This is a genomic window from Halorussus limi (assembly GCF_023238205.1).
Lineage (GTDB): Archaea > Halobacteriota > Halobacteria > Halobacteriales > Haladaptataceae > Halorussus > Halorussus limi.
Window position 1 is genome coordinate 1,644,566 of the sequence record NZ_CP096659.1, and the last position, 21,396, is coordinate 1,665,961.

Annotated in this window: 22 protein-coding genes and 1 tRNA gene; 12 read left to right on the forward strand and 11 right to left on the reverse strand. The window is 68.1% G+C overall.

What is annotated here, in order from left to right:
• Positions 1 to 79: 79 nt before the first annotated feature.
• On the reverse strand, positions 80 to 2,581 hold the full coding sequence (locus M0R89_RS08430; RefSeq protein ID WP_248652106.1) for an ABC transporter ATP-binding protein: 2,502 nt from the start codon (positions 2,579 to 2,581) through the stop codon (positions 80 to 82).
• A gap of 215 nt (positions 2,582 to 2,796) precedes the next feature.
• On the opposite strand from M0R89_RS08430, the gene M0R89_RS08435 reads away from it, so the two are divergent.
• The 3 genes from M0R89_RS08435 (at position 2,797) to M0R89_RS08445 (ending at position 5,263) form a co-directional block, all read left to right on the forward strand.
• Positions 2,797 to 3,228, forward strand: coding sequence for a universal stress protein (locus tag M0R89_RS08435; protein ID WP_248652107.1), 432 nt, complete (start codon positions 2,797 to 2,799; stop codon positions 3,226 to 3,228).
• Positions 3,229 to 3,302: 74 nt separating this feature from the next.
• Positions 3,303 to 4,451 (forward strand): DHH family phosphoesterase, encoded by a 1,149-nt coding sequence (locus M0R89_RS08440; RefSeq protein WP_248652108.1) that lies wholly within the window; start codon positions 3,303 to 3,305, stop codon positions 4,449 to 4,451.
• Positions 4,448 to 5,263, forward strand: coding sequence for a BtpA/SgcQ family protein (locus M0R89_RS08445; RefSeq protein WP_248652109.1), 816 nt, complete (start codon positions 4,448 to 4,450; stop codon positions 5,261 to 5,263). The genes M0R89_RS08440 and M0R89_RS08445 overlap by 4 nt, the downstream gene beginning before the upstream one ends.
• Positions 5,264 to 5,272: 9 nt before the next feature.
• On the opposite strand, the gene M0R89_RS08450 is transcribed toward M0R89_RS08445, so the two are convergent.
• The 3 genes from M0R89_RS08450 to M0R89_RS08460 form a co-directional block, all read right to left on the reverse strand.
• Positions 5,273 to 6,244, reverse strand: a complete 972-nt coding sequence (locus tag M0R89_RS08450) for a carbohydrate kinase family protein (RefSeq protein ID WP_248652110.1) — start codon at positions 6,242 to 6,244, stop codon at positions 5,273 to 5,275.
• A gap of 58 nt (positions 6,245 to 6,302) precedes the next feature.
• A complete protein-coding gene (locus M0R89_RS08455; protein ID WP_248652111.1) occupies positions 6,303 to 6,584 on the reverse strand; it encodes a hypothetical protein in 282 nt (93 codons plus the stop codon).
• Positions 6,585 to 6,690: 106 nt separating this feature from the next.
• A complete protein-coding gene (locus tag M0R89_RS08460; RefSeq protein WP_248652112.1) occupies positions 6,691 to 7,113 on the reverse strand; it encodes a DUF5807 family protein in 423 nt (140 codons plus the stop codon).
• Positions 7,114 to 7,261: 148 nt separating this feature from the next.
• Here M0R89_RS08460 and M0R89_RS08465 point away from each other — a divergent pair, with 148 nt between their 5' ends.
• Complete coding sequence (locus M0R89_RS08465; RefSeq protein WP_248652113.1) at positions 7,262 to 7,837, forward strand: DUF1684 domain-containing protein; 576 nt, start codon at positions 7,262 to 7,264, stop codon at positions 7,835 to 7,837.
• Between the two features lie 127 nt (positions 7,838 to 7,964).
• On the opposite strand, the gene M0R89_RS08470 is transcribed toward M0R89_RS08465, so the two are convergent.
• Both M0R89_RS08470 and M0R89_RS08475 read right to left on the reverse strand, forming a co-directional pair.
• Complete coding sequence (locus M0R89_RS08470; RefSeq protein ID WP_248652114.1) at positions 7,965 to 9,047, reverse strand: ATP-binding protein; 1,083 nt, start codon at positions 9,045 to 9,047, stop codon at positions 7,965 to 7,967.
• Positions 9,048 to 9,146: 99 nt separating this feature from the next.
• Positions 9,147 to 9,827 carry a class I SAM-dependent methyltransferase gene (locus tag M0R89_RS08475; protein WP_248652115.1) on the reverse strand — a complete coding sequence of 227 codons (681 nt, stop codon included), beginning with the start codon at positions 9,825 to 9,827 and terminating at the stop codon, positions 9,147 to 9,149.
• Positions 9,828 to 10,009: 182 nt separating this feature from the next.
• Here M0R89_RS08475 and M0R89_RS08480 point away from each other — a divergent pair, with 182 nt between their 5' ends.
• Both M0R89_RS08480 and M0R89_RS08485 read left to right on the forward strand, forming a co-directional pair.
• Entirely contained in the window at positions 10,010 to 10,450 is a 441-nt protein-coding gene (locus M0R89_RS08480; RefSeq protein ID WP_248652116.1) for a DUF2391 family protein, read from the forward strand.
• 93 nt (positions 10,451 to 10,543) lie between these two features.
• Complete coding sequence (locus M0R89_RS08485) at positions 10,544 to 11,131, forward strand: DUF7090 family protein (protein ID WP_248652117.1); 588 nt, start codon at positions 10,544 to 10,546, stop codon at positions 11,129 to 11,131.
• 356 nt (positions 11,132 to 11,487) lie between these two features.
• On the opposite strand, the gene M0R89_RS08490 is transcribed toward M0R89_RS08485, so the two are convergent.
• Both M0R89_RS08490 and M0R89_RS08495 read right to left on the reverse strand, forming a co-directional pair.
• Positions 11,488 to 11,931 carry a group I intron-associated PD-(D/E)XK endonuclease gene (locus tag M0R89_RS08490; protein ID WP_248652118.1) on the reverse strand — a complete coding sequence of 148 codons (444 nt, stop codon included), beginning with the start codon at positions 11,929 to 11,931 and terminating at the stop codon, positions 11,488 to 11,490.
• 239 nt (positions 11,932 to 12,170) lie between these two features.
• Positions 12,171 to 12,283: transfer RNA gene (locus M0R89_RS08495), tRNA-Lys, on the reverse strand.
• An 83-nt stretch (positions 12,284 to 12,366) separates the two neighbouring features.
• On the opposite strand from M0R89_RS08495, the gene M0R89_RS08500 reads away from it, so the two are divergent.
• Positions 12,367 to 13,698 carry a M20/M25/M40 family metallo-hydrolase gene (locus M0R89_RS08500; RefSeq protein ID WP_248652119.1) on the forward strand — a complete coding sequence of 444 codons (1,332 nt, stop codon included), beginning with the start codon at positions 12,367 to 12,369 and terminating at the stop codon, positions 13,696 to 13,698.
• Position 13,699: 1 nt separating this feature from the next.
• Here the strand turns inward: M0R89_RS08500 and M0R89_RS08505 are convergent, their stop codons facing one another.
• The gene (locus tag M0R89_RS08505) at positions 13,700 to 14,434 is read right to left on the reverse strand and encodes a DUF7119 family protein (protein WP_248652120.1); all 735 of its coding nucleotides are present in this window, start codon (positions 14,432 to 14,434) and stop codon (positions 13,700 to 13,702) included.
• 135 nt (positions 14,435 to 14,569) lie between these two features.
• On the opposite strand from M0R89_RS08505, the gene M0R89_RS08510 reads away from it, so the two are divergent.
• Positions 14,570 to 14,716, forward strand: coding sequence for a hypothetical protein (locus M0R89_RS08510; RefSeq protein ID WP_248652121.1), 147 nt, complete (start codon positions 14,570 to 14,572; stop codon positions 14,714 to 14,716).
• On the opposite strand, the gene M0R89_RS08515 is transcribed toward M0R89_RS08510, so the two are convergent.
• Positions 14,717 to 15,184, reverse strand: a complete 468-nt coding sequence (locus M0R89_RS08515; protein WP_368408862.1) for a hypothetical protein — start codon at positions 15,182 to 15,184, stop codon at positions 14,717 to 14,719. It abuts the gene before it with no gap.
• Positions 15,185 to 15,314: 130 nt separating this feature from the next.
• On the opposite strand from M0R89_RS08515, the gene M0R89_RS08520 reads away from it, so the two are divergent.
• The 3 genes from M0R89_RS08520 to M0R89_RS08530 all read left to right on the forward strand — a co-directional run bounded on the left by M0R89_RS08520 (position 15,315) and on the right by M0R89_RS08530 (position 18,504).
• The gene (locus tag M0R89_RS08520; protein WP_248652122.1) at positions 15,315 to 16,289 is read left to right on the forward strand and encodes an oxidoreductase; all 975 of its coding nucleotides are present in this window, start codon (positions 15,315 to 15,317) and stop codon (positions 16,287 to 16,289) included.
• Positions 16,290 to 16,346: 57 nt separating this feature from the next.
• Positions 16,347 to 17,096, forward strand: a complete 750-nt coding sequence (locus M0R89_RS08525) for an NAD-dependent deacylase (RefSeq protein ID WP_248652123.1) — start codon at positions 16,347 to 16,349, stop codon at positions 17,094 to 17,096.
• A gap of 115 nt (positions 17,097 to 17,211) precedes the next feature.
• Positions 17,212 to 18,504, forward strand: coding sequence for an O-acetylhomoserine aminocarboxypropyltransferase/cysteine synthase family protein (locus tag M0R89_RS08530; RefSeq protein ID WP_248652124.1), 1,293 nt, complete (start codon positions 17,212 to 17,214; stop codon positions 18,502 to 18,504).
• A 16-nt stretch (positions 18,505 to 18,520) separates the two neighbouring features.
• On the opposite strand, the gene mutL is transcribed toward M0R89_RS08530, so the two are convergent.
• Positions 18,521 to 20,821, reverse strand: a complete 2,301-nt coding sequence (mutL, locus tag M0R89_RS08535) for a DNA mismatch repair endonuclease MutL (RefSeq protein WP_248652125.1) — start codon at positions 20,819 to 20,821, stop codon at positions 18,521 to 18,523.
• A 188-nt stretch (positions 20,822 to 21,009) separates the two neighbouring features.
• Here mutL and M0R89_RS08540 point away from each other — a divergent pair, with 188 nt between their 5' ends.
• Complete coding sequence (locus M0R89_RS08540) at positions 21,010 to 21,303, forward strand: hypothetical protein (RefSeq protein WP_248652126.1); 294 nt, start codon at positions 21,010 to 21,012, stop codon at positions 21,301 to 21,303.
• Positions 21,304 to 21,396 lie beyond the last annotated feature (93 nt).

Below are 21,396 nucleotides of genomic sequence, written 5' to 3' on the forward strand. Positions count from 1 at the left end.
ATCTCGTAGTAGTCCGGAAGCATCGATTCGCGCGGCGAAATCGGCGGGCGACGGAGAACCGGAGAGCGGACGGCGAGGTCTACGTCGAGTCGGGTTGGTCGTAGAGGTGGCAGGCCGCCGGGTGGGCCTCGTCCTGTAAGACCGGGTCCTTGCGCTCGCAGACGCTCTCGAAGTGGTCGCGGAGGAGCGACTCGGCGGCCGCCCAGTCGCCCGACGCGAGGTGGTCGAACGACTCCGCGACGATTTCCCGAGGTCGCCCCGAGGGTTCGGCGTCGAAGAGGCGGTCCCAGAGGACCGCCTTGAACGCCGCGTGCGAGGCGTCGGGGCGTCCTCCGTCCGCGGCCGTGGCGGTCTCGGTCTGCGCGGCGTCGCCGCCCGCGGCCTCCTCCCACGTCGCGTCGAGGTCGATGGCGCGACTCTCGACGCGCTCGCGGTAGTTCATTATCTGGCGGTAGGCGTCCTGTTCGACGTCGAGTCCCTCCGGCGGGATGATTTGGGGGCATCGCGTCCGGAAGTGACACCCCGACGGCGGGTCGATGGGCGAGGGCACGTCGCCTTCGAGGATGACGCGGTCGTCGGTGTCGACCCGCGGGTCGGGTTCCGGAATCGCCGACAGCAGCGCCTGCGTGTAGGGGTGTTTCGGGTCGCTGAACAGTTCGTCGGTGTCGGCGACCTCCACGATTTCGCCCAGATACATCACCGCGATGCGGTCGGCGATGTGCCGGACCACGCTCAGGTCGTGGGCGATGAAGAGGTACGTGAGACCGAACTCGTCCTGCAAGTCCTCCAGCAGGTTGAGAATCTGGGCCTGCACCGACACGTCGAGCGCCGACACCGGTTCGTCGGCCACGATGAAGTCGGGGTCGACCGCCAGCGCGCGGGCGATGCCCACCCGCTGGCGCTGGCCGCCCGAAATCTCGTGGGGGTAGCGGTCGTACTGGCCCGGTTCGAGACCGACCGCCTCCATCAGTTCGGCGACCCGGTCACGGCGCTGTTGCTTCTTGGACATGTCACCCTCGGGGTTCTCCTCGGGCAGACTGTGGATTTTGAGGGGTTCGGCGATTATCTGGCCCACCGTCATGCGGGGGTCGAGGCTGGACAGCGGGTCCTGGAATATCATCTGCATGTCCTTGCGCTTGTCGCGCAACTCCTCGCGGTCCAGTTCCGAGAGGTCGGTGCCTTGGAAGACGATGCGGCCGTCTGTCGGGTCTTCGAGGTGGAGTAGGGTCCGGCCCGCGGTCGACTTCCCGCACCCCGACTCGCCGACGAGGCCGACCGTCTCGCCCTCGTAGATGTCGAAGCTCACGCCGTCGACGGCTTTGACGCTCTCTACCTCGTCGGAGAGCCACTCGTCGAGCATGCCGTCGGCCCGCGAGAAGTGCTTCTTCATCCCGTCGACTTCGAGGAGTCGCTCGCCCACGTCGTGGTCGCCGGTCGTGATGCTCTCGAACTCCTCGCCGTACTGGCTCTTGTCGAACTCTTCGAGGACGCACTTCGCGCGGTGGTCAACGTCCTCGGGACCGTGCTGGAGGTTCGGAATCTCGCCCTCGGTGCACTCGGGTTGCTCCCACGGGCACCGGTCGGCGAAGTGGCACCCAGTGGGCATGTCGATGAGGTCGGGGACGTTGCCCTCGATGGGCGTGAGTCGCTGTTTGTCCTCCCGCGGGATGGATTCGAGCAGCGCGTAGGTGTAGGGGTGGCTCGGATTGTGGAAGATTTCGTCCACGGGGCCGACCTCCACGATGTCGCCCGCGTACATCACGGCCACGCGGTCGCAAGTCTCGGCGACGACGCCGAGGTCGTGGGTGATGAACAGGACCGACATGCCGAGTTCGTCCTGCAGGTCGTTGATGAGGTCGAGAATCTGGGCCTGAATCGTCACGTCGAGCGCGGTGGTCGGCTCGTCGGCGACCAGCAGTTTCGGCTGACACGCCAGCGCGATGGCGATGAGGACGCGCTGGCGCATCCCGCCCGAGAACTCGTGGGGGTACTCCTCGACGCGCTCTGTGGGTTCGGGGATGCCGACCTCTTCGAGCATGTGGATGGTGTCCTGTAGAATCTCCTCGTCAATGTCCTTCCCGCCGAGACTCGGCGCGATTTCCCGGACCGCGTTCCACCACGAGTCCTTCCGGCGGCCGCCGTACTGGTGGAGGCGAAGGCTCTCGGCGACCTGCTCGCCCACGGTCAGCGCGGGGTTGAGCGAGGTCATCGGGTCTTGGAAAATCATGCTCATCTCCCCGCCCCGAATCTCGCGCATCGCGTCCTCGGGCGCGGCCAGCAGGTCCACGTACCCCTCGTCGGGGAAGACGAACTCGCCGACGCCCGACGGGTATCGCTCGGCGAAGTCTGCGGTCAGTTCCTCGTGGCGGAACGCCGCCTCGCCGTCCACGATTCGGCCGGGGTCGTCCACGAGTTGCATCAGCGAGAGCGCGCTGACGCTCTTTCCGGACCCCGACTCGCCCACGAGACCGACCGTCTCGCCCTCCCGAATCGTGAGGTCGAAGTCGTCCACCGCCTCGACCACACCTCGTTCGGTGTTGAACTGCGTCCGCAGATTCGAGATTGACAGTAAGTCACTCACAATTACGCGAAAGTGGTGCGTCCGCGGGCAAATACCTTTCCACTTTTCCACCCGAAACTCGGCCCGGAACGCCGTACGGGCCCTAACTCGTGTCTCGCAAAAATGGCCGTAACAGCCATCCTCATCCCTTGCTCCGGGGGCGCGCTGGCGCGACGCCCGCGGTATCGGGAATCGACCCACCGAAGTTTAAGAGGCGTCCGACAGTAGGTCTCGCCATGATAGACACCGTCGTCGTCGCCACGGACGGGTCCGAGAGCGTCACCCGCGCGGTTCGGGTCGCGCTCGACCTCGCCGAGCGGTTCGACGCCTCGGTCCACGCGCTCTACGTCGTGGACACCGGCGAAGTCGAGTCCTCGCCCGAGGAGTTGCGCGACGAACTCCGCGAGGCGCTGGAGTCGCAGGGGTCGGACGCGCTCGAGGCCGTGCGCGAACACGCCGACAGGGAGTTGACGACCGCGGTCCGCGAGGGTCGCCCGGCCGCCGAGATTACCGAGTACGCCCGCGAGCGAGACGCCGACGTGGTGGCGACGGGCACGCGGGGCCGCCACGGCGAGAACCGCTTTCTCATCGGGAGCGTGGCCGAACGCGTCGTCCGGTCGTGTCCCGTCCCCGTGCTGACCGTCCGACAACTGGAGAACGGTGAGTAACCCGGCGACGCTCGCTCTCTCCGCCCTCGCGTGACAACCGAGGATTCTTCCCCGGCGCGCCCCGACGGGAGTGTATGAAAGACTGGGTCATCGACGACGACAATCTCTCCGTAGAGCGAAAATCTATTCTGCCCGGCGAGGGCTTTTTCGTCCCGGATTCGGTCGAGGAGGCCAAGGAGGAGGCCGAGGCCGAGGCGGCCCTGACCGGCGCGGAGGTGGCGGTCGTGGCCGACCCCGACGCCGACGGTCTGGCCTGCACCGCGCTCGTTCGTGAGGTCTACGGCGAGGCCGCGCTCATCGACGCCGGACCCCACGACTTGGAGGAGGCGCTGGAGCGAGTCGCCGACTACAGCGAACCCGGCGCGCAAATCTTCGTCTGTGACCTCTGTCCCGACAGCTACGACGAGGTCGGCGAGTCGCTGGAGGCGCTGGTCGAGCAGGCCGGCGAGGTCCGCTGGTTCGACCACCACCAGTGGACCGACCCCGTGGCCGAGGCGGTCCGCGACGCGGGCGTCGAACTCGTCGTCGGCGACAGCGACGAGGAGTGTACCGCCGACGTGGCTGTCCGGTCGCTCGACTACGACTTCCCGGACTACCTCGTGGAACTCGCGGCGGTCACGCGCGACCACGACCTCTGGATTCGCGACGACGAGCGCAGCGACGACCTCGCGGACTTCTCCTACTGGGCCGACCCCGAGGAGTACATCGAGGCGGTCGCCGAACACGGCGCGGACCTCCCCGAGGACGTGCGGGAGTTCCTCGCCGAGATGCGCGTCGAGAAGGACGCCCTCATCGAGAAGGCGGTCGCCCGCGCCGACATCGAGGAGGTCGGCCCGTGGACCGTCGGCGTGACCTACGGCCGGTGTTCGCAGAACGAGGTCGCCGAGCAGTTGCGCCAGCAGGGCACCGACGCCGCGGTGGTCGTCAAGCCCTCGGGGAGCGCCTCGATTCGCGGCACCGACGACTTCGAGCGCGCCCACGAGGTCGCCCGGCAGGTCAACGGCGGCGGCCACCCGAAGGCCGCGGGATGCAAGCCCCGTATCTACGACGACATGCTCGACTACGCCCACCACTGGACGACCCGCGGCGCGGTCGCCAAGCAGGTGATTCTGGAGGCGTTCTGGCACGTCGCCCGTGACGTGGAGGCGGAGACGGCGGCGGCCGAAGGCGAACCCGAGGAGACCGAACCGGACGAGACCGAACCGTCCGAGAGCGACGAATGACGACCGCGGGACTCCCCGACGCCGAGAAACCGCTCGTCGGCATGGTCCACCTCCCGGCGCTTCCGGGCGCGCCGAAGTTCTCCGGGGACTTCGACCGGGTCCGCGAGACCGCCCTGCGGGACGCCAGACGGCTCGAAGCCGGGGGCGTGGACGCGCTGATGCTCGAAAACTTCGGCGACGCGCCGTTCTACCCCGAGGACGTGCCCAAGCACGTCGTCGCGTCGATGACCCGGGTCGCGGCCGAGATTCGAGACGAGGTCGACCTCCCGATGGGAATCAACGTCCTCCGGAACGACGCCGAGGCCGCGCTCTCGGTCGCGGCCGCGGTCGGAGCGGCGTTCGTCCGCGTGAACGTCCACGTCGGGGCGCGGGTGACCGACCAAGGCGTCATCGAGGGTCGGGCACACGAGACGGTCCGCCTGCGCGAGCGCCTCGATTCGGACGCCGCCGTCCTCGCCGATTTGGACGTGAAACACTCCGCGGCGCTCGCCGAGCGTCCGGTCGACGCCGAGGCGGTCGCCGAACCGGTCGAGCGCGGCCTCGCCGAGGGAATCGTCGTCTCGGGCGCCGGAACCGGCCACGAGGTCGGCGGCGACCACCTCCGGGCGGTCGCGTCGGCCCGCGACGAGGCCGGACTCGACGCGCCCGTCTTCGTCGGGAGCGGCGTGACAGCCGAGAACGCCGCCGAGATACTCGAAGTCGCGGACGGAGCCATCGTCGGCACCGCGCTCAAGGAGGGCGGCGAGACGACGAACCCGGTCTCCGTCGAACGCGTCGAGGCGGTCGTCGAGGCCGTCGAGCGCGTCCGGTAGCCCGGTTCGCTACCGCGAGTCGAGGAAGGCTCGGACCTCCGACTCGGTCGGAAGGCCGCCCCTCGCGGTCTCGGCGGTGCAGTTGAGCGCCGCGGCCGCCGCCGCGAAGCGCCCGGCCTCGCGCGGCGGTCGCTCGCCGAGCAGCCACTCGTGGAGCAAGCCCGCGGTAAAGGCGTCGCCCGCGCCGGTCGTGTCGGCGGTCTCGACGGCGAACGCGGGTATTTCGAGGATTTCGTCGTCCTCGGTCAGCAGGAGCGCGCCCTCGGTCCCGCGGGTGACCGCGGCCCGGCGGACGCTTCGCTCGCGGAGCGTCTCGATTGCGCCGCGGGGGCCTTCGCCGAGGTACGACCGCGCGGAGACCGCGTTGGCGACGAAGCAGTCGCAGACCGGCAGGAGCGCGTCGAGCGTCTCGGGCCGGGTGGCCCGGTCTTCCAGTTCCGAGAGAGGGCCCGAGAGGTCGAAGACCAGCGGCGGGAAACGCTCGCCGCGCTTCTTCGCGTTCACGAGGTCTGAGACCACCGGGTCGGGCGCGTACGCGCTGGTGAACGCGAGACCGGCCCGCCGAACGTAGTCGCGGTCGTCCGCGGAGAGGCGGAGGTTCGGAACGGCCTCGCCCCCGTTGACTATCATGCGCTCGCCGTCGGGGTCGCGTAGAATCATCGAGTAGGTGGTGCGCTCGCCGGGGTCGCCCCGCCGGACGCGCCGGGCGTCGATGCCCCGTTCGCGGAGGTCGGCCAGAATCCGGTCGGCCGCCTCGTCGTCGCCGACGCGCGAGACGACGCCGGTCTCCCGGCCCAGTTCGGCGAGCGCGGCCGCGACGTTCGCCGCGACCCCGCCCGTCGCGGTCGCCTCGTCGCGGACGAACGCACCGCCGTCGGGTTCCGGCAGGTTGGTCAGACCGTAGATTCGGTCTTCGACCGCGCTCCCGACCGCCACCGCGTCGAGGCGCGCCGAGTCCGCTCGGGCGTCGAAGTCACTCATCGCCGTGACCGAGGTACTGCGGGGTGAAACCGCTTGCGACGCGGGTCCCGCGGCGCTGTTACGCCGGCGCTCGGAACTCGTAGGAGCGGTCGCCGTCCTCGACGCGCACGGCCCCGCGGTCGTGGTCGAAGTAGAGCACCTCGACCTCTCCGTCCTCGAAGTCGTGGAGCGGCATCTCCGCCGAGACGCGGCCGTCCCTCGTGACGAGGAAGGTCGCGTTCCCCACCGTGATTTCGATGCCCTCGTCGCTCTCGGACGCCTCGCCGTCCCCCGCGAGTTCGCGGAGGTGTTCGGTGACGTCGGACCAGTCCCCGACGGGGACGCGCTCGTAGTCGTCCATGGCGGGCCTGCGATACTGAGCGGCAAAACGGCTTGGGCCGGCGAACGCCCCCGACTGGTTCCCCTCGGCCTCGAAACCGAACGCCGGCCAGAAGAGCAGTCTGCGTCTACTCGGCCTCGCCGGCGACCCACTTGTCGGAGTACGCCGTCCCGCAGTCGCAGTACGAGTAGGCGTGAATCACGTCGCCCTCGCCGTAGACGCCGCCGACCTCCTCGTTTTGCTCCTCGGCGAAGGCGAAGACGAACTCCGCGTCGCCGTCGCACTCGGGGCACTCGCCGCCCGAGAGGTCCCGCGCGATGCGGCCCTCGGTGCCCATCGCCCGCTTGGCGAACCCCATCGCGTCCATGCCGGTCGCGGTCTTGAACACGCTCCGGCCCTGGTCGCCCTCGACCACCAGTATCACGCCGCTCTCGACCTGTTCGCCGTGCTTAGCCAGTCCGTCGCCCTCGCCCTCCACGAACGAGTCCGAGAGGAACAGCGCCACGTCCTCGGGTCGCTCGCCGGCGAGGAACTGCTCGCGTTTGCTCATACCGCTGGTAGGGAACAGGACGGGAAAAGGCCCGCGTTCTCGGCGGACGGCGAGGCCGCCGCTCCGACCGACTCGCTTCCGACCCGGCCACCGACCTCGACCACCGGCGATGAGAAGCGTTACCCGGCGCGAACGACTACGCCCGGCCATGACCGAGACAACGCCCGAAGACGACTTCGACGCCGAGGAGTGGCGCGAGCAACTCCGGTCTCACCGCGCCGAGAAGGACGAGTTCTTCGCCGACCACCCCCAGTCGCCGATTCCGCCCGAGGAGCGCGACGACTTCGAGAGCCTCGACTACTTCGACCCCGACCCCGACTACCGCGTCACCGCCACCGTCGAGGTCCACGAGCGCCCCGACCCCGTCGAGATGGAGGTCAGCGCGGGCCCGGCCCAGCGATACCTCCGTGTCGCTACGCTCCGCTTCGAACTCGGCGACGGGAGCGACGCCGACTCCTACGAACTCGCGGGCTACCGCCAGCAGGAAGACGACGACGGCCTGTTCGTCCCGTTCCGCGACAAGACGACCGGCCAGCAGACCTACCGAGACGGCCGGTACATGGAGTTCGAGACCGAGGGCGGTCTCGAAGACGGGAGCGAGATAGTGCTGGACTTCAACCTCGCGTACTCGCCGTTCTGCGCCTACAGCGAGACGTTCGCCTGCCCGCTCCCGCCCGAGGAGAACTGGCTCGACGCGGAGATTCGCGCCGGCGAGAAGGCGTAGCGACGGCCCGACGGGCGGCGCGGAGACGACCCGAGAACGAAACGGAGCGCGACGGACGGGCGAGAGCGCGACGAGCGACCGAGAGGCGGGCAGATTCTGTGGAGGGTTCGGCGGGGGTTACGCCGAGTCAGTGGACGTTCCGCTTCTCGGTCGTGACGAAGTCTACGTTCGTGAACTCGAAGCGCGCGCCACCCGCGTCGCTCTCGGTGAGGGTACAGTCCCACCCGTACGTCTCGACCAGTTGCGAGATGAACGTCAATCCGAGACCGATGCCGTCGGCGTCCGTGGTGTGGCCCGCCTCGAACACCGCCTCGCGCTCCTCGGCGGGGATGCCCGGTCCGTCGTCCGCGACGTAGAAGCCGTCGGGAAGCGGGCCGACGGTTATCTCCACCGCCGACCCGGTGTGTTCGACCGCGTTCTCGAACATGTTTTCGAGCAGGTGCCGGAGGTGAATCGGGTCGGCCATCACCGTCCGGTCGGTCTCGACGACGAGTTTTGCGTGCTGGAGGTCGAGACTATCCCACGTCTCCGCGGCGACGTCGGAGAGCGAGACGGGTTCGGCGTGGATTGTCGCGTCCTCCCCGCGTGCGGTGACCAGAACGACCTCTATCATCTCCTCGATGCGGTCGAGCGCGGTCTCGACCTCCTCGACCGCCTGCGCGTCGCCGTCCGTGGCCGGTCCGAGGTAAATCTTCGCGATGGTCAGCGGGTTCTTGAGTTCGTGAGCGACCATTCGGGCGAAGTTCTCCAACTGGCCGTTCTGGCGCTGGAGTTCCCGGTTGTGTCGCTCTGCTTCCCGCCTCTGGGTGACGGCGCGGGCGTCGTTCACGCCGATGCCGAAACCGGCGGCGGTCCCGATGGCCGCCCCGAGCGTGAACGACCAGCGCGGGTAGGCGATAGTGACGCCGGGTTCGAGGTTGAGGAGTTCGATGACCCCGAGCGTGACGACGAATCCGGCGAGACACCACGTCACGACGCGCGGATACGTGTCGGTGTCGAGGTCGGTTCGGGGGAGTCGAACCCCGCCGTACAACAGCACGGCTCCCGGAGCACCGACGAGAACGAAATCGACGACGGCGGCGAGAATCGGTCTTCCCGTGGCGACGACGAACCCCGCGCGAGCGACGGCGACCGCGACGTACAGTCCACCCAGACCGGCGACAATGCGTCCGCCACCGACCGTGGAGACGAAACGCGACCAGTGACCCATTACTGACCGTCTGTCGATATGGCAAGATAGGCATTTCGCCTGCTTAACGGTTGACAGTCGCGATAGCGCCACCGGACTGCGCGGACTCGTCCCGGTCGGCTACGGCGCGACGCCGACGGTCAGCAGCGTCCCGAACTCCCGGTAGCGTTCCACCATGTCGGCCCGCGAGTTCCAGTCGTCGGTCGGGAACTCGCTCGCGTCGGGAATCTCGGTCTCGCGGTCGGGCACGTTGTCCTGTTCGGCGACGTGGAGGCCCGCGTCGCGGAACGCCTCGCGGTACTCCCGGGCGGACCACCGGGTCATCTCCACGTCGATGTTCTCCTGCCACGAGTGGGAGTGGACGTTCTCCTCGTAGTAGTTCACGGCACAGAAGAACGTGCCGCCGGGCCGGAGGACGCGGGCTATCTCCCGGAGCGTCTCGTGGGGGTCGTTGGCGTAGTAGAACGCCTCCATCGTGAAGACGTGGTCCACGCTGTCGTCGGCGAACGGGAGGTGGTCGAAGTCGCCGACCAGAAAGCCGACCCGCGGGTCGTCGGTGTACTCGGTGGCGTTGCGCGCCATCTCCGGCGACCCGTCGAGTCCGTAGGCCCGGCCCGCGCCCTTGGTGTCCCGGAGCGCGCGGACCGCGTACCCGCTCCCGGTGCCCAAGTCCAGCACGGTGTCGCCCTCCTCGACCGGCATGCGGGCCAGCGCGTACTTCGCGGTGTTCCAGTGGCGGTCCTCCATCCCCTTGTCGCGGCCGTCGGCCGCCCAGTCGTCGAACTCCTCGCGGACGCTCATGGTGAGAGCGAGCGGTGCCAGCGACAAAACCGATTCGGAACGGTCGAGCGGATTCAGCACGGTGGAGTCGGTCCGGAACAGTCGAACCGGCCTCAGGCCGGTCGCTTTCGCTCCGCGGACGCGGCCGAGGCGTCCGACTCGCGGGCACGGTGCTTTTACCCCCTCGGTGTATCACGTCGCGTATGGTCGGACGAAAGAAGCGGTACGCGCTGGCCGACTCCGCCCAGCAGATAGTCGGCGGGTTCCTGCTGGCCGGACCGTTCGTCGTGACCGAGGAAGTGTGGGTGCTGGCACGTGACATGACGACCCCGGAAGCGCTGCTCACCGTTCTCATCGTCTTCCTGATCGGGTACGGCGCGCTCTACAAGGCCGACGACGACCGCGACCCCGACCGCGAGTCGGAGGTCGCGGGGATTCCGACGCGGTTCGTCTCGCTGATGCTCGTCTCGTTCGGGTCGGTCGCCATCCTCTCGGTGGCGTTCGGCGCCCCCGACACGTTCCTCAGCGACACGTTCACGGACGGTCGTCCGTCGATGGAGACGGTCAAAATCACGCTCCGGGCCGTCAGCGTCGGCGCGGTGTTCAGCGTGGTCGGCGCGGCCACCGCCGACAGCGTGTTCTGACGGCACTCCGGCCGGCGTTTCACCCCGCGGGCCGATTGCCGAATCGACAGTTCACCCGCATTCTTAAGTCGCCTGCACGTATTATCCGTGGATATGGATTATCAACTCGCCATCGAAAACACCCCCGAGACGATACCCGGTGGCACTGGCGTCCTCCTCCTCCATCCGAGCACTGGCGAAACGGACCGCATCGACACCGACTTCCTGAAGACCGACACCGACCACTTCCTCGTCATCTCGACGCGAACCACCGCCCGCGAGGTCAAGCAGAAACTCGACCACTACGACGTAGACGAGAGCAAGGCCGAGATTCTCGACACTCTGAGCATCGAACGCGGCTACTCGCGGCGAAGTACGGAAAACGTCCACTACGTCTCCTCGCCCGACGACCTCGAAGGCGTCCTCGACATCACCCGGCGGTTCCTCGAAGAGACCGACGGCAAGCGCCGCATCAGCCTCGACTCCATCACCGAGATGGCCTACTACGCCGACGAGTCGCGGGTCCGCGACGTGATTCGCCAGATTCTGGGCCTCCTGCGCGAACACGACGCGGTCGGCCTGTTCCACCTCTCGAAGGGCGTCCACGACGAGGAACACGTCGAGAAGTTCATGGGTCTGTTCGACGCCATCATCGACCTCGACCGCGACGGCGAGGTCAACAGCGACTTCGAGAACGTCTGAAGTTTCTGTTCGGTCGGATTTTCGTAGGCGACTGCGAGACGCTCGTCTCGACTTACGTTTCGTACTGGCTCTTTCTGGACTGATGCGTGCTGGCACGACCTCCAGTGGTCGCCCCGTTCCGCGCGGTCGTTTCGAGTAGGGCGGACGACTGCTCGGAGGACGCTGTTCTCCGGTCGACGAGCATCGAAGGGAGGAACGACCGACAAGCGCTGAACAGTGAGCGGCCAGGAGTGCTGTTGTGGTCTAATTAATGACAGAATATATAACTATTTCTCTGACTTCCACTGGACTACGAAGGCAGTGAGTCTCTTATTCCACTTACCGCGAACAAGTATACCTTGAGAGAAGTATCAGCACTACTCCGATTCTGACCGAATAGCGTTCACCCAGTTTTCTAGGGCGTAATCCGCTGCCCAATTGACATTCGGAGACGTTTTCTCGGATTCTTCTACTCGTATTCCCATCGAAGTCTTCGGTGCGTCTGCTATCGGTACGACGAACGACCGCTCGATTTCTGGTGAATAAACCGCGAAGACATCGATTTCTCCTTCATATCCTTCCTTCTCGACTTTTCTGGTCAGTGTTCCTGAGCTTCTGGTTTCGAACTGAACGCGTCCGTTTTCTATTCGTCCTGTTTTAATCTGAACTCGATAAAAATGTCCAGATTCTTCCACTACGACATCGTATCTCTCGTTATCGCCAAAGGGTTCTAAGGCAGTCAGACCATTCCGGATAAATTCGAAAATAATTGCCGCCTCGGTCTGCTGGCCGCGTTCTTTAGGGTGCACTATCTCACTCATACTCGCTATTTAGTCGATATTGACTAAAATGTAGCCCTTCCGTCTTAGGTGGAAGAGCAAGCAGGTCGCTGAGAAGAGACTGATTCATGATTACAATTTTGCTCACCACAGTCAGACCGGGCTAGAAGGGATTGAACCACGCCGAGAGGTTCCTGCTCACTGCGTTGCGCGGGCGTGCGACTCGTCTACCCTCGAATCTTTTCTAACGGCTTCGCTCTTCACTTCGTTCGTCGCAGAAGCGGGCTGGAAGGGATTTGAACCCCTGGCCGTCTGGTGTCTTCCACGACCATCCGGAAGACCCGGGTGCGTCGTGCTAAAAGCCAGACGCTCTGCCTAACTGAGCTACCAGCCCTCACTTGGTCGATTGCACCGGGCGAAGTTAAACGTTTACAATTTCCCGGAAGCTTTACCACCTCGTCGTCGGTCGAAACGCGCATGAACGATTTCGCCCGCGAGTGGGACACGGACCTCCGGGAGTTCGCCGAGGAGTTACTCCGATTCGACACGACCGACGGCCACGAGGCGCCCGCCCAAGCGTTCGTCCGCGAGCGTCTCGACGCCCTCGGATTCGAGACCTACGAGTGGACCGCGGACGCCGAGCAGTTGGCCGGTCACGACTCGTTCCCGGACGACCCCGACGAGATTCCGGTCGAAGGACGGCCGAGCGTCGGCGGCGTCCTCGAGTTCGGCGACCCGGAGGCGGGCCGGACGCTCGTCCTGAACGGGCACGTCGACGTGGTACCGGTCGCCCGCGACTCGTGGTCGAGCGACCCCTTCGACCCGACGTGGCGCCAGGGCGGGGGAGCGTCGGGAAGCGACGAGGGCGACGTCGGAGACGGGACCGAAACCGACGCCCGGACCCTGACCGCCCGCGGCGCGGCCGACATGAAGTGCGGTCTCGCGACCTGCGTCTTCGCGGCGAAGCACCTCCACGAGCGCGCCACGGGCGACTCGGCCACCGCCTCCCTCGACGGTCGAGTCGTGGTCGAGAGCGTCGTCGGCGAGGAGGAGGGCGGCATCGGCGCGGCCGCGGCCGCGCTCTCGAACCCTTACCCCTTCGAGCGCGACGCCGCGATCATCGCCGAACCGACCGACCTCCGCCCCGTCACGGCCTCCGAGGGAAGCCTGATGAAGCGCCTCCGCCTCGAAGGGCGGTCGGCCCACGCCGCGACGCGGTGGCGCGGCGTGGACGTGCTCCCCTACTTCGAGGAGATTCGCCGGGCGTTCCGGGACCTCGAAACCGAGCGCGGCGAGTCGGTGACCCACCCGCTCTACGACCGCTTCCCGGTGCCGTGGCCCGTGGTCGTGGGTCGCGTCGAGGCGGGCGACTGGGCCTCGTCGGTCCCCGCCGAACTGACCGCAGAGCTACGCATCGGCGTCGCGCCGGGCGAGACAGTCGCGGAGGTAGAGGACGTTTTCGACCGCCGCCTCGCCGAGTTGGTCGCCGACGACGAGTGGTTGGCCGAGCATCCGCCCCGATTCGAGCGGTTCTCGGTCCAGTTCGAACCGTCGGAAATCGACGCCGACGAACCGGTCGTCGGCGCGGTCCAGCGCGCGATGGAGGGCCGCGGTCTCGACGACACCGACCCCCGGGGCGCGACCTACGGCGCGGACGCCCGCTGGTACATCGAGGCCGGAGTCCCGACCGTGATGTTCGGACCGGGGAACATCGAGCAGGCCCACTTCCCCGACGAGACGATTCGGTGGGCGGACGTGCTGACCGCTGGCGGGGTGCTGGCGGACGCGGCGGAATCGTTCCTCGATTGAGTCAGGAGAACTTCTCGTCGAGCGCCTCGGCGACGACTTCCTCCGGGGGCTTGCCCTCCATCGCCGCTGTGCGGCGGAGTTCCCGGTAGGTCTCGGTCGGGAGCGAGAGGGTGAGGCGGCCGGGTCGCACGCCGTGGTCCGCGAGGGCGTCTTCGACCGGGGTCCCGGCGTTGACCGCGCTGGCGACCGACCGGACCTCTCGGACCGTCAGATCGCCGTCGAGGACGGCCCACGCGAGTTGGAATCGGTCCTCGCCGCCCACCCGGGCGATGTGCTTGGCCGCGGTCGGCGCGACGTGACCCATCGCGACGTACCGCCGGATGGACTGGGGCAGGTCGTGGACCCGCGCCCACTTCCGGATGAACGCGACCGTCACGCCGTCGCCCGCGCGCTCGGCCGCCGCCTTGTACGACCCCTCGCCGCGAACCAGCGCGGCGCAGGCGGCCGCGCCCCGGAGCATGAACACGTTGTCCTCGGCCCCGGCGGTGTTCTCGGCGAAGCGCGCGACCGTCTCGGCCGCCTCCGCGACGCTCTCGGGGTCCGTCGGGTCGAACGCCTTGGCCTGCGCGGCGCTCTGTCCGGTGACGGCCGCGTCGCCCCGGACGACCGGTTGGCCGACCGGCGACTCGCGGTCGGTCGGCGGCGGTTCGCGGTCGCCCGGCGAGGATTCGCGGTCGCCGGTCGGCGACTCGCGGTCGGGCGTGCGCCCGGCGTCGCTTCCTCCGTCTTCGCTCATCGGACGAACGGTGGGACTCGGCGGGCAAAAGTCCGCGGTTCGGGACAATGGTCGCCTGAGACTCGACCCGCCAGCGGACGGACAGGTCAACGACCGCCGAAAACCGCTTTTCCCGTTGGGCGCGTCAGTTACGGGATGGGAATCTTTCGCCGACTCGCAGAGCGACGTCGGAAGGGCAACGGGGGACGGTACGTCTGCACGCTCTGCGGGGCCACGTTCGAGGAGCGCGCGGTGGTCGTCTGCCCGAAGTGTCGCGGGTTCGTCGTGGAGCGCCGGAAGTAGTCAGTCCTCGCGCCACGCTTCGCCGTCGGTCCGGTCGCGCCACTCTCGCTGGCACTCCCGCTCGGTAACGTGTTTCTCCCCGTCGGCCAATCGCTCGCGGGCCGACGCCTCGAACTCGGCGATGGGCGAGAGGAAGTCCCGCTCGAACGCCTCGACCAGTTCGTAGGTCCAGCGGTCGCCGACCGCACCCGCGGGGAGGTGGCGGTCCCGGAGTTCGTCGGCCAAATCGTCGTGACCGGCCTCCCGGAGTTTCTCCCTCGCGGCGTCGAACCGGTCCATCCCCCGGCCGACCTGATGGTGGCAGTCGAGCAGGCGGCCGTACCCCCGACGGACGTGCTCGATGCCGACCTGCATCTCGTGGAGGGCGTCGCGTTCGGCGTCCGTGAGGTCCGGGTCGGTCGAATCGGTGTCGGTCGAACCGTCGTCCGCCGCGTCGCGTTCGCTCGCCTCGAAGTCGTCGTCCGACATGCGTGATTCGGGGGACTGCATCGTCAAAGGCGTTCTTGCCGCGGTGGCGACGGGCGGCGATTGCCTCGCCGTCCCCCTGACCTGCCCGAGCGGCGATGCCTTTCAGTGACTCCCCACCGTACGCTGGTGCATGGCACAGAACCGCGGCGGATGGTCGACGGCCCGGATGCCCGAGATGGACGAGCGCGTCGTGGTCGTCACGGGCGCGAACAGCGGCCTCGGCTACGAGGCGACCCGCGCGTTCGCCCGGAAGGGCGCGCACGTCGTCATGGCTTGCCGGAGCGAGGAGCGCGGCGAGGCGGCCAAGCGCCGTATCCGCACCGAGGACGCCGAGGGAACCGCACGCGGGTCGCTGGAGGTGGCGTCGCTCGACCTCGCGAACCTCGACTCGGTCCGGTCGTTCGCCGACGGGTTCCGCGAGGCCCACGACGAACTCCACGTCCTCTGCAACAACGCGGGCGTGATGGCGATTCCCCGCGACGAGACCGAGGACGGCTTCGAGATGCAGTTCGGCGTGAACCACCTCGGTCACTTCGCGCTGACCGGCCACCTGCTCGACGCCCTGCTCGACACGCCCGGCGAGACGCGGGTCGTGACCCAGAGCAGCGGCGTCCACGAGCGCGGGGACATCGACTTCGAGGACCTCCACCACGAGGAGTCCTACGACGAGTGGGACGCCTACGCCCAGAGCAAACTCGCGAACGTGCTGTTCGCCTACGAACTCCAGCGCCGACTCGACGACGCGGACGCCGACGTGGCGAGCGTCGCCTGTCACCCCGGATACGCCGCCACGAACCTCCAGCGCCGCGGGCCCGAGATGCGCGGGTCGACCGCCCGACTCTGGGCGATGAAGGCCATGAACGCCGTCCTCGCCCAGTCGGCCGAGCAGGGCGCGCTCCCGATGCTCTACGCCGCGACCGCGCCCGGAATCGAGGGCGGGGAGTACGTCGGTCCCGGCGGCCTGCTCGACATGCGCGGCCCGCCCGAGATTCAGCGGTCGAGCGAGGTCTCCTACGACCGCCACCGCGCCGAGCGACTCTGGGCGGTCTCCGAGGAGTCGACCGGCGTGACCTACGACCTCGAACGCCCGGCGACCGCGGACTGACCGAGTCCCGAACGCGCCGTCGGGCAGTTTTTCCCCGCCCGACCGTAACCCTCGGTCATGGACCGAATCCGGGCCGCCGCCCGCGACCTCCGGGACGCCGACGCCGCGGTCGCGCTGACCGGCGCGGGCGTGAGCGCGCCCTCCGGCGTCCCGCCGTTCCGCGGCGAGGACGGAATCTGGAACGAGTACGACCCCGACGCCCTCGACGTGTGGCGCTTCCGCAGGGAACCGGGCGCGTTCTGGGCCGACTGGTTGGACCTCCGCGCGGACCTGCTCGACGCCGACCCCGAACCGAACCCCGCCCACGAGGCGCTCGCCGACCTCTCGGCCGCGGGCCGCCTCGACGCCCTCGTCACCCAGAACATCGACGGTCTGCACCGGGACGCGGGGTCCGAGGAGGTCGTCGAACTCCACGGCAACGCTCGGCGCGCCGTCTGCCGGAACTGCGGGTGGACCACCTCGGCGGACGACGCCGTCGCGCGGGCGGAGTCGGGCGACCTGCCGCCGCGGTGCGACGCCTGCGACGGCGCGCTCAAACCCGACGCGGTGCTGTTCGGCGAGCAACTGCCCCGAGACGCGCTGGTCCGCGCGCGGGAACTCGCCGCCGACAGCGAGGCGTTTCTCGTCGCCGGGTCGTCGCTCACGGTCGAACCCGCCGCGTCGCTGCCCGCGAGGGCGGCGGAGTCGGGGGCGACCCTGATTGTCGTCAATCTGGACGAGACGCCGCTGGACGCGCGGGCCGACTACGTCTTCCGCGGGGACGTGACCGAGGTGCTACCTGCGCTCCGCGAGGCGGTCGGCGAGTGACCCTCGCGCCGCGCGAATCGGTCGGCGGGTAGAAATTGCCTGCGTCGCGTCGCCTGCGCAGAACTTGCGACCACCCGCCGACATAAGCCGTTGGCCTCCGTCGGTGGGGACGACCATGACAGACGACGACACCCCCGACCGCGGCGTCCACACCGACAGCGTCCACGCGGGCCAGACGCCCGACTCCGCGACCGGGTCGCGCGCACCGCCGATTTACCAGACCACCTCCTACGTCTTCGACGACGCCGAACACGCCGCCTCGCTGTTCGCGCTCGAAGAACCGGGCAACATCTACAGCAGACTGACCAACCCGACGAACGCCACGCTCGAAGAGCGACTCGCCACGCTCGAAGGCGGCGTCGCGGGACTCGCCACCGCCAGCGGGATGGCGGCGCTCGACCTCGCGACCTTCGTGCTGGCCGACGAGGGCGACAACGTCGTCACCGCCTCCTCGCTGTACGGCGGCACCTACACCTACTTCACCCACACCGCGCCGCGGCGCGGCGTCGAAGCGACGTTCGTGGACACGCTCGACTACGAGGCCTACGACGAGGCCATCGACGAGGACACCGCGTACGTCCACCTCGAAACGGTCGGCAACCCCGCGCTGGTCACGCCCGACATCGAGCGCATCGCCGACATCGCCCACGACCACGACGTGCCGCTGTTCGTGGACAACACGTTCGCCACGCCCTACCTCTGCAACCCCATCGACCACGGCGCGGACCTCGTCTGGCACTCCACGACCAAGTGGATTCACGGGAGCGGTTCGACCGTCGGCGGCGTACTCGTCGACGGGGGCACGTTCCCGTGGGAGGAGGGCGACTACCCCGAAATCACCGCGGAGAACCCGGCCTACCACGGCGTCAACTTCCGCGAGCGGTTCGGCGACGCCGCCTTCGCCTACGCCGCCCGCGCCCGGGGCCTCCGGGACCTCGGCAACCAGCAGTCGCCCTTCGACGCGTGGGTCACGCTCCAGAAGTTGGAGTCGATGCCGCTCCGGGTCGAGCGCCACTCCGAGAACGCGCTGGAAGTCGCCGAGTACCTCGACGACCACGACGACGTGGCGTGGGTCAACTACCCCGGACTGGAGAGCCACGAGACCCACGAGAACGCCAGCGAGTACCTCGACGGCGGCTACGGCGGGATGATAACGTTCGGACTGGAAGGCGGTTACGAGGCCGGGCGCGCCGTCACCGAGGAGACCGAACTCGCCAGTCTGCTCGCCAACGTCGGCGACGCCAAGACGCTCATCATCCACCCGGCCAGCACGACCCACCAGCAACTCACCGAAGAAGAGCAGTTGGCCAGCGGGACGACGCCGGACTTGGTTCGGCTCTCGGTGGGCATCGAGGACGTAGACGATATTCTCGCCGACTTGGAGCAGGCCATCGAGACCGTGAGTTAGTCGGCGAACCGTCCCGCTACTCCCCGCGTCGCCCGGCGTGACCGGGGTAGTCGCGCTCGAACCGGTCCTCTATCTCCTCCTCGCCGAACTCGATAATCACCGGGCGACCGTGCGGGCAGGCGTAGGGGTTCTGGCAGTCGTCCAGCGCCGAGAGGAGTTCCACGACCGACCCCTCACGGAGCGACGTGTTGCCCGTAATCGAGGGGTAGCACGCGAGGTCCGCCAGCAGGTCGTCTGCGACCGACTCCACCGTGTCGCCCCGGTCGTCGGGGTCGGTCGAGACGAACTCGCCGAGCGCGTCTCGGAGGAGCGAGGGGTCCAGCGTCTCGTCTAACACGGTCGGCGCTGTCCGGACGACGACGGTGCGCCGGCCTCCGCCGTCGGACTCGTCGCCGCTCTCCGCGCGACTCGCGGTTTCACCGTCTTCTCGCGGGCTCTGCCCGCTCGAATGGTTCGAGGGACTCCGTCCCTCGCTACTCGTTCCGTCCGCGGAGCGTTGCTCCGAGCGCTCTGCCCGGAAGCCGAGTCGCGAAAGCGCCTCGCGGTACTCCTCGAACACTGCGGCCTCGCCCGCGGTGAGTTCTAACTCGACGGGTTGGGCGAGCATCTGGGTGGTCGCGTCGTCGGCGAACTCCGCCTGCAGTCGCTCGTAGTTGACTCGCTCGTCGGCGGCGTGCTGGTCCACCAGCACCAGTCCCTCGGGCGTCTCGGCCACCACGTAGGTGTCGTGGAGTTGGCCCAGAACCCGCATCCGGGGCAGGGTCTCGAACTCGGGGGCGTCGGTCGTCTCGCCCGAGAGCGTCTCGGACTCCGTGGGGGCCGAGAACTTGCGCGTGGCCCCCGAGTCGGCGGACAGCGAACTCTCGGGCGCCGCCTTCGTCTCCCGAGACTCGCGTTCGGGTGCGGACGAACTCGTGTCACGTCCGACTGTCGCCCCGTCGCTCGCGTCGCTCGCCCGTGGTTTCGCCTCCCCGCTCTCGCGCTCGCTCGGGGTCGAACTCGTCCGCTCGCTGGCGGTCGAACTGCGTTCTCCGGTCTCCGGCGACCCCGCGTCGGTTCCGGCGGTCTCCGGGTCCGCCTCGGCGGTTTCGGACGTGGCCCCCGCGGCGTCGGAGGCGTCGAGCGTCGATTGTTCGCGCTCTCCATCGTCGGCCTCCGGGGTCAGTTCGGCCTGCTCGACTCCGGTGTTGTTCTCTCGGTCGCTCCCCGTCTCGGGGCCGGTCCGGCGCTCGGTCGCGCCGCCGTCGTCACGCTCGGGTTCGACGCGGGCCTCGTCGGGCGCGCTCCGGCCTCGGGGGGCAGACGAGCGGACGAGTCCGTGGTCGAGCAGAGCGTCCTCGACCGCGGTCTCGACCGTCTCCTTCACGGCGCTCTCGTCGCCCCACCTGACCTCCATCTTTCTGGGGTGGACGTTGACGTCTACTTCGTCAGGAGCCACGTCGAGGAACAGGACTGCGAAGGGGTAGCGCTCGGCCGAGAGTTGGCCGCCGTAGGCCGAGAGGACCGCCTCGCGGACGACCGGCGAACTCACGTACCGGCCGTTGACGTAGGTGGACACGTACTCGCGGGTGCTTCGGGTGGTCTCGGGGTCGCTGACGTAGCCCGAAATCTCGACGCCGCGGTCGGCGTCGGTCCCGTCGACCGCTATCATCGACGTGGCGACCTCCCGGCCGTAGACCGAGAGGAGCGCCGACTGGAGGTCGCCCCGGCCGGTCGTGGCGAACACCTCGCGGCCGTCGTGGGTCAGCGACACCGCCACGTCGGGGTTGGCCAGCGCGTAGCGCGTGACGACCGTGTTGACGTGCGAGAACTCGGTGGTCGTCGTCTTGAGGTACTTCCGGCGCGCGGGGGTGTTGTAGAACAGGTCCGCGACTTCGACGGTGGTCCCCTCGGGGCACCCCGCGGGACCGACCGACTCGACCTCGCCGTCCTCCAGTCGGAGTTCGGTGCCTCGCTCGCCGCCTCGCGGTTTCGAGGTGATGGTCACCCGCGAGACTGCGCCGATGGTGTGGAGCGCCTCACCCCGGAAGCCGAGCGTCGTCACGCCCGCTTCGAGGTCGTCGGCGTCCTCGATTTTGCTCGTGGTGTGTTCTCGGACCGCGGCCCGGAGGTCGGCCTCGCTCATGCCGATGCCGTCGTCGCTGACCGCGATTCGATCCGTGCCGCCCTCCTCGACAGTCACGTCGATGCGGTCGGCGTCGGCGTCGAGACTGTTCTCGACGAGTTCCTTGACGACCGAGGCGGGTCGCTCGACGACTTCGCCCGCGGCTATCTGGCGGATGGTGGCGTCGTCCAACTGGGTGATTCGGTCGCTCACGCTCTTTCCCCTCCCGGCGGCGACTGCCATTTCGTCTGCATCGTCACTGCTCGTAACTGTCACAGCGGTTCGTAAAAAGCATCCGTAGTTGACGGCTGGGGACCCTCCGCAAACGCCGGCCGTTGCTCGCCCGCCGGTATCGGGGGACCGAGGCAACATTGAAACCGACGGCGCGAGCAGCGAACGGTATGTTCGACGCCGACGACCCCGGAACGATAATCAACGAGTTCCTCGTGAGCATTTTCGTCCCCGGCATCACCCTGCTCGTGGCAGTGTGGGCGTCCTTCCGACTCGTTTTCAACGACCTGCTGCTCTCCGTCGGTCTCGACCCGATTACACCGGCCTACGGCGCGCGTACCTTCGCCGGAGGCTTCGGTCGATTCCTGTTACTGGTCGCGGTCACGGCGGTCCTGCTAGCGCCCTACTTCGCCGTGTACGCTCGGTTCCTCCGCGGACCGCTCCGGAAGCGCGGACTGGTCTGAGGCGGCCCAACCGCTCGCGGAGTTCCTCGGCCGAGACCGAATTGTGTACACTGGTGTCGCTGCTCTGATTTTCGACTTCAAACTCCTTTCTCC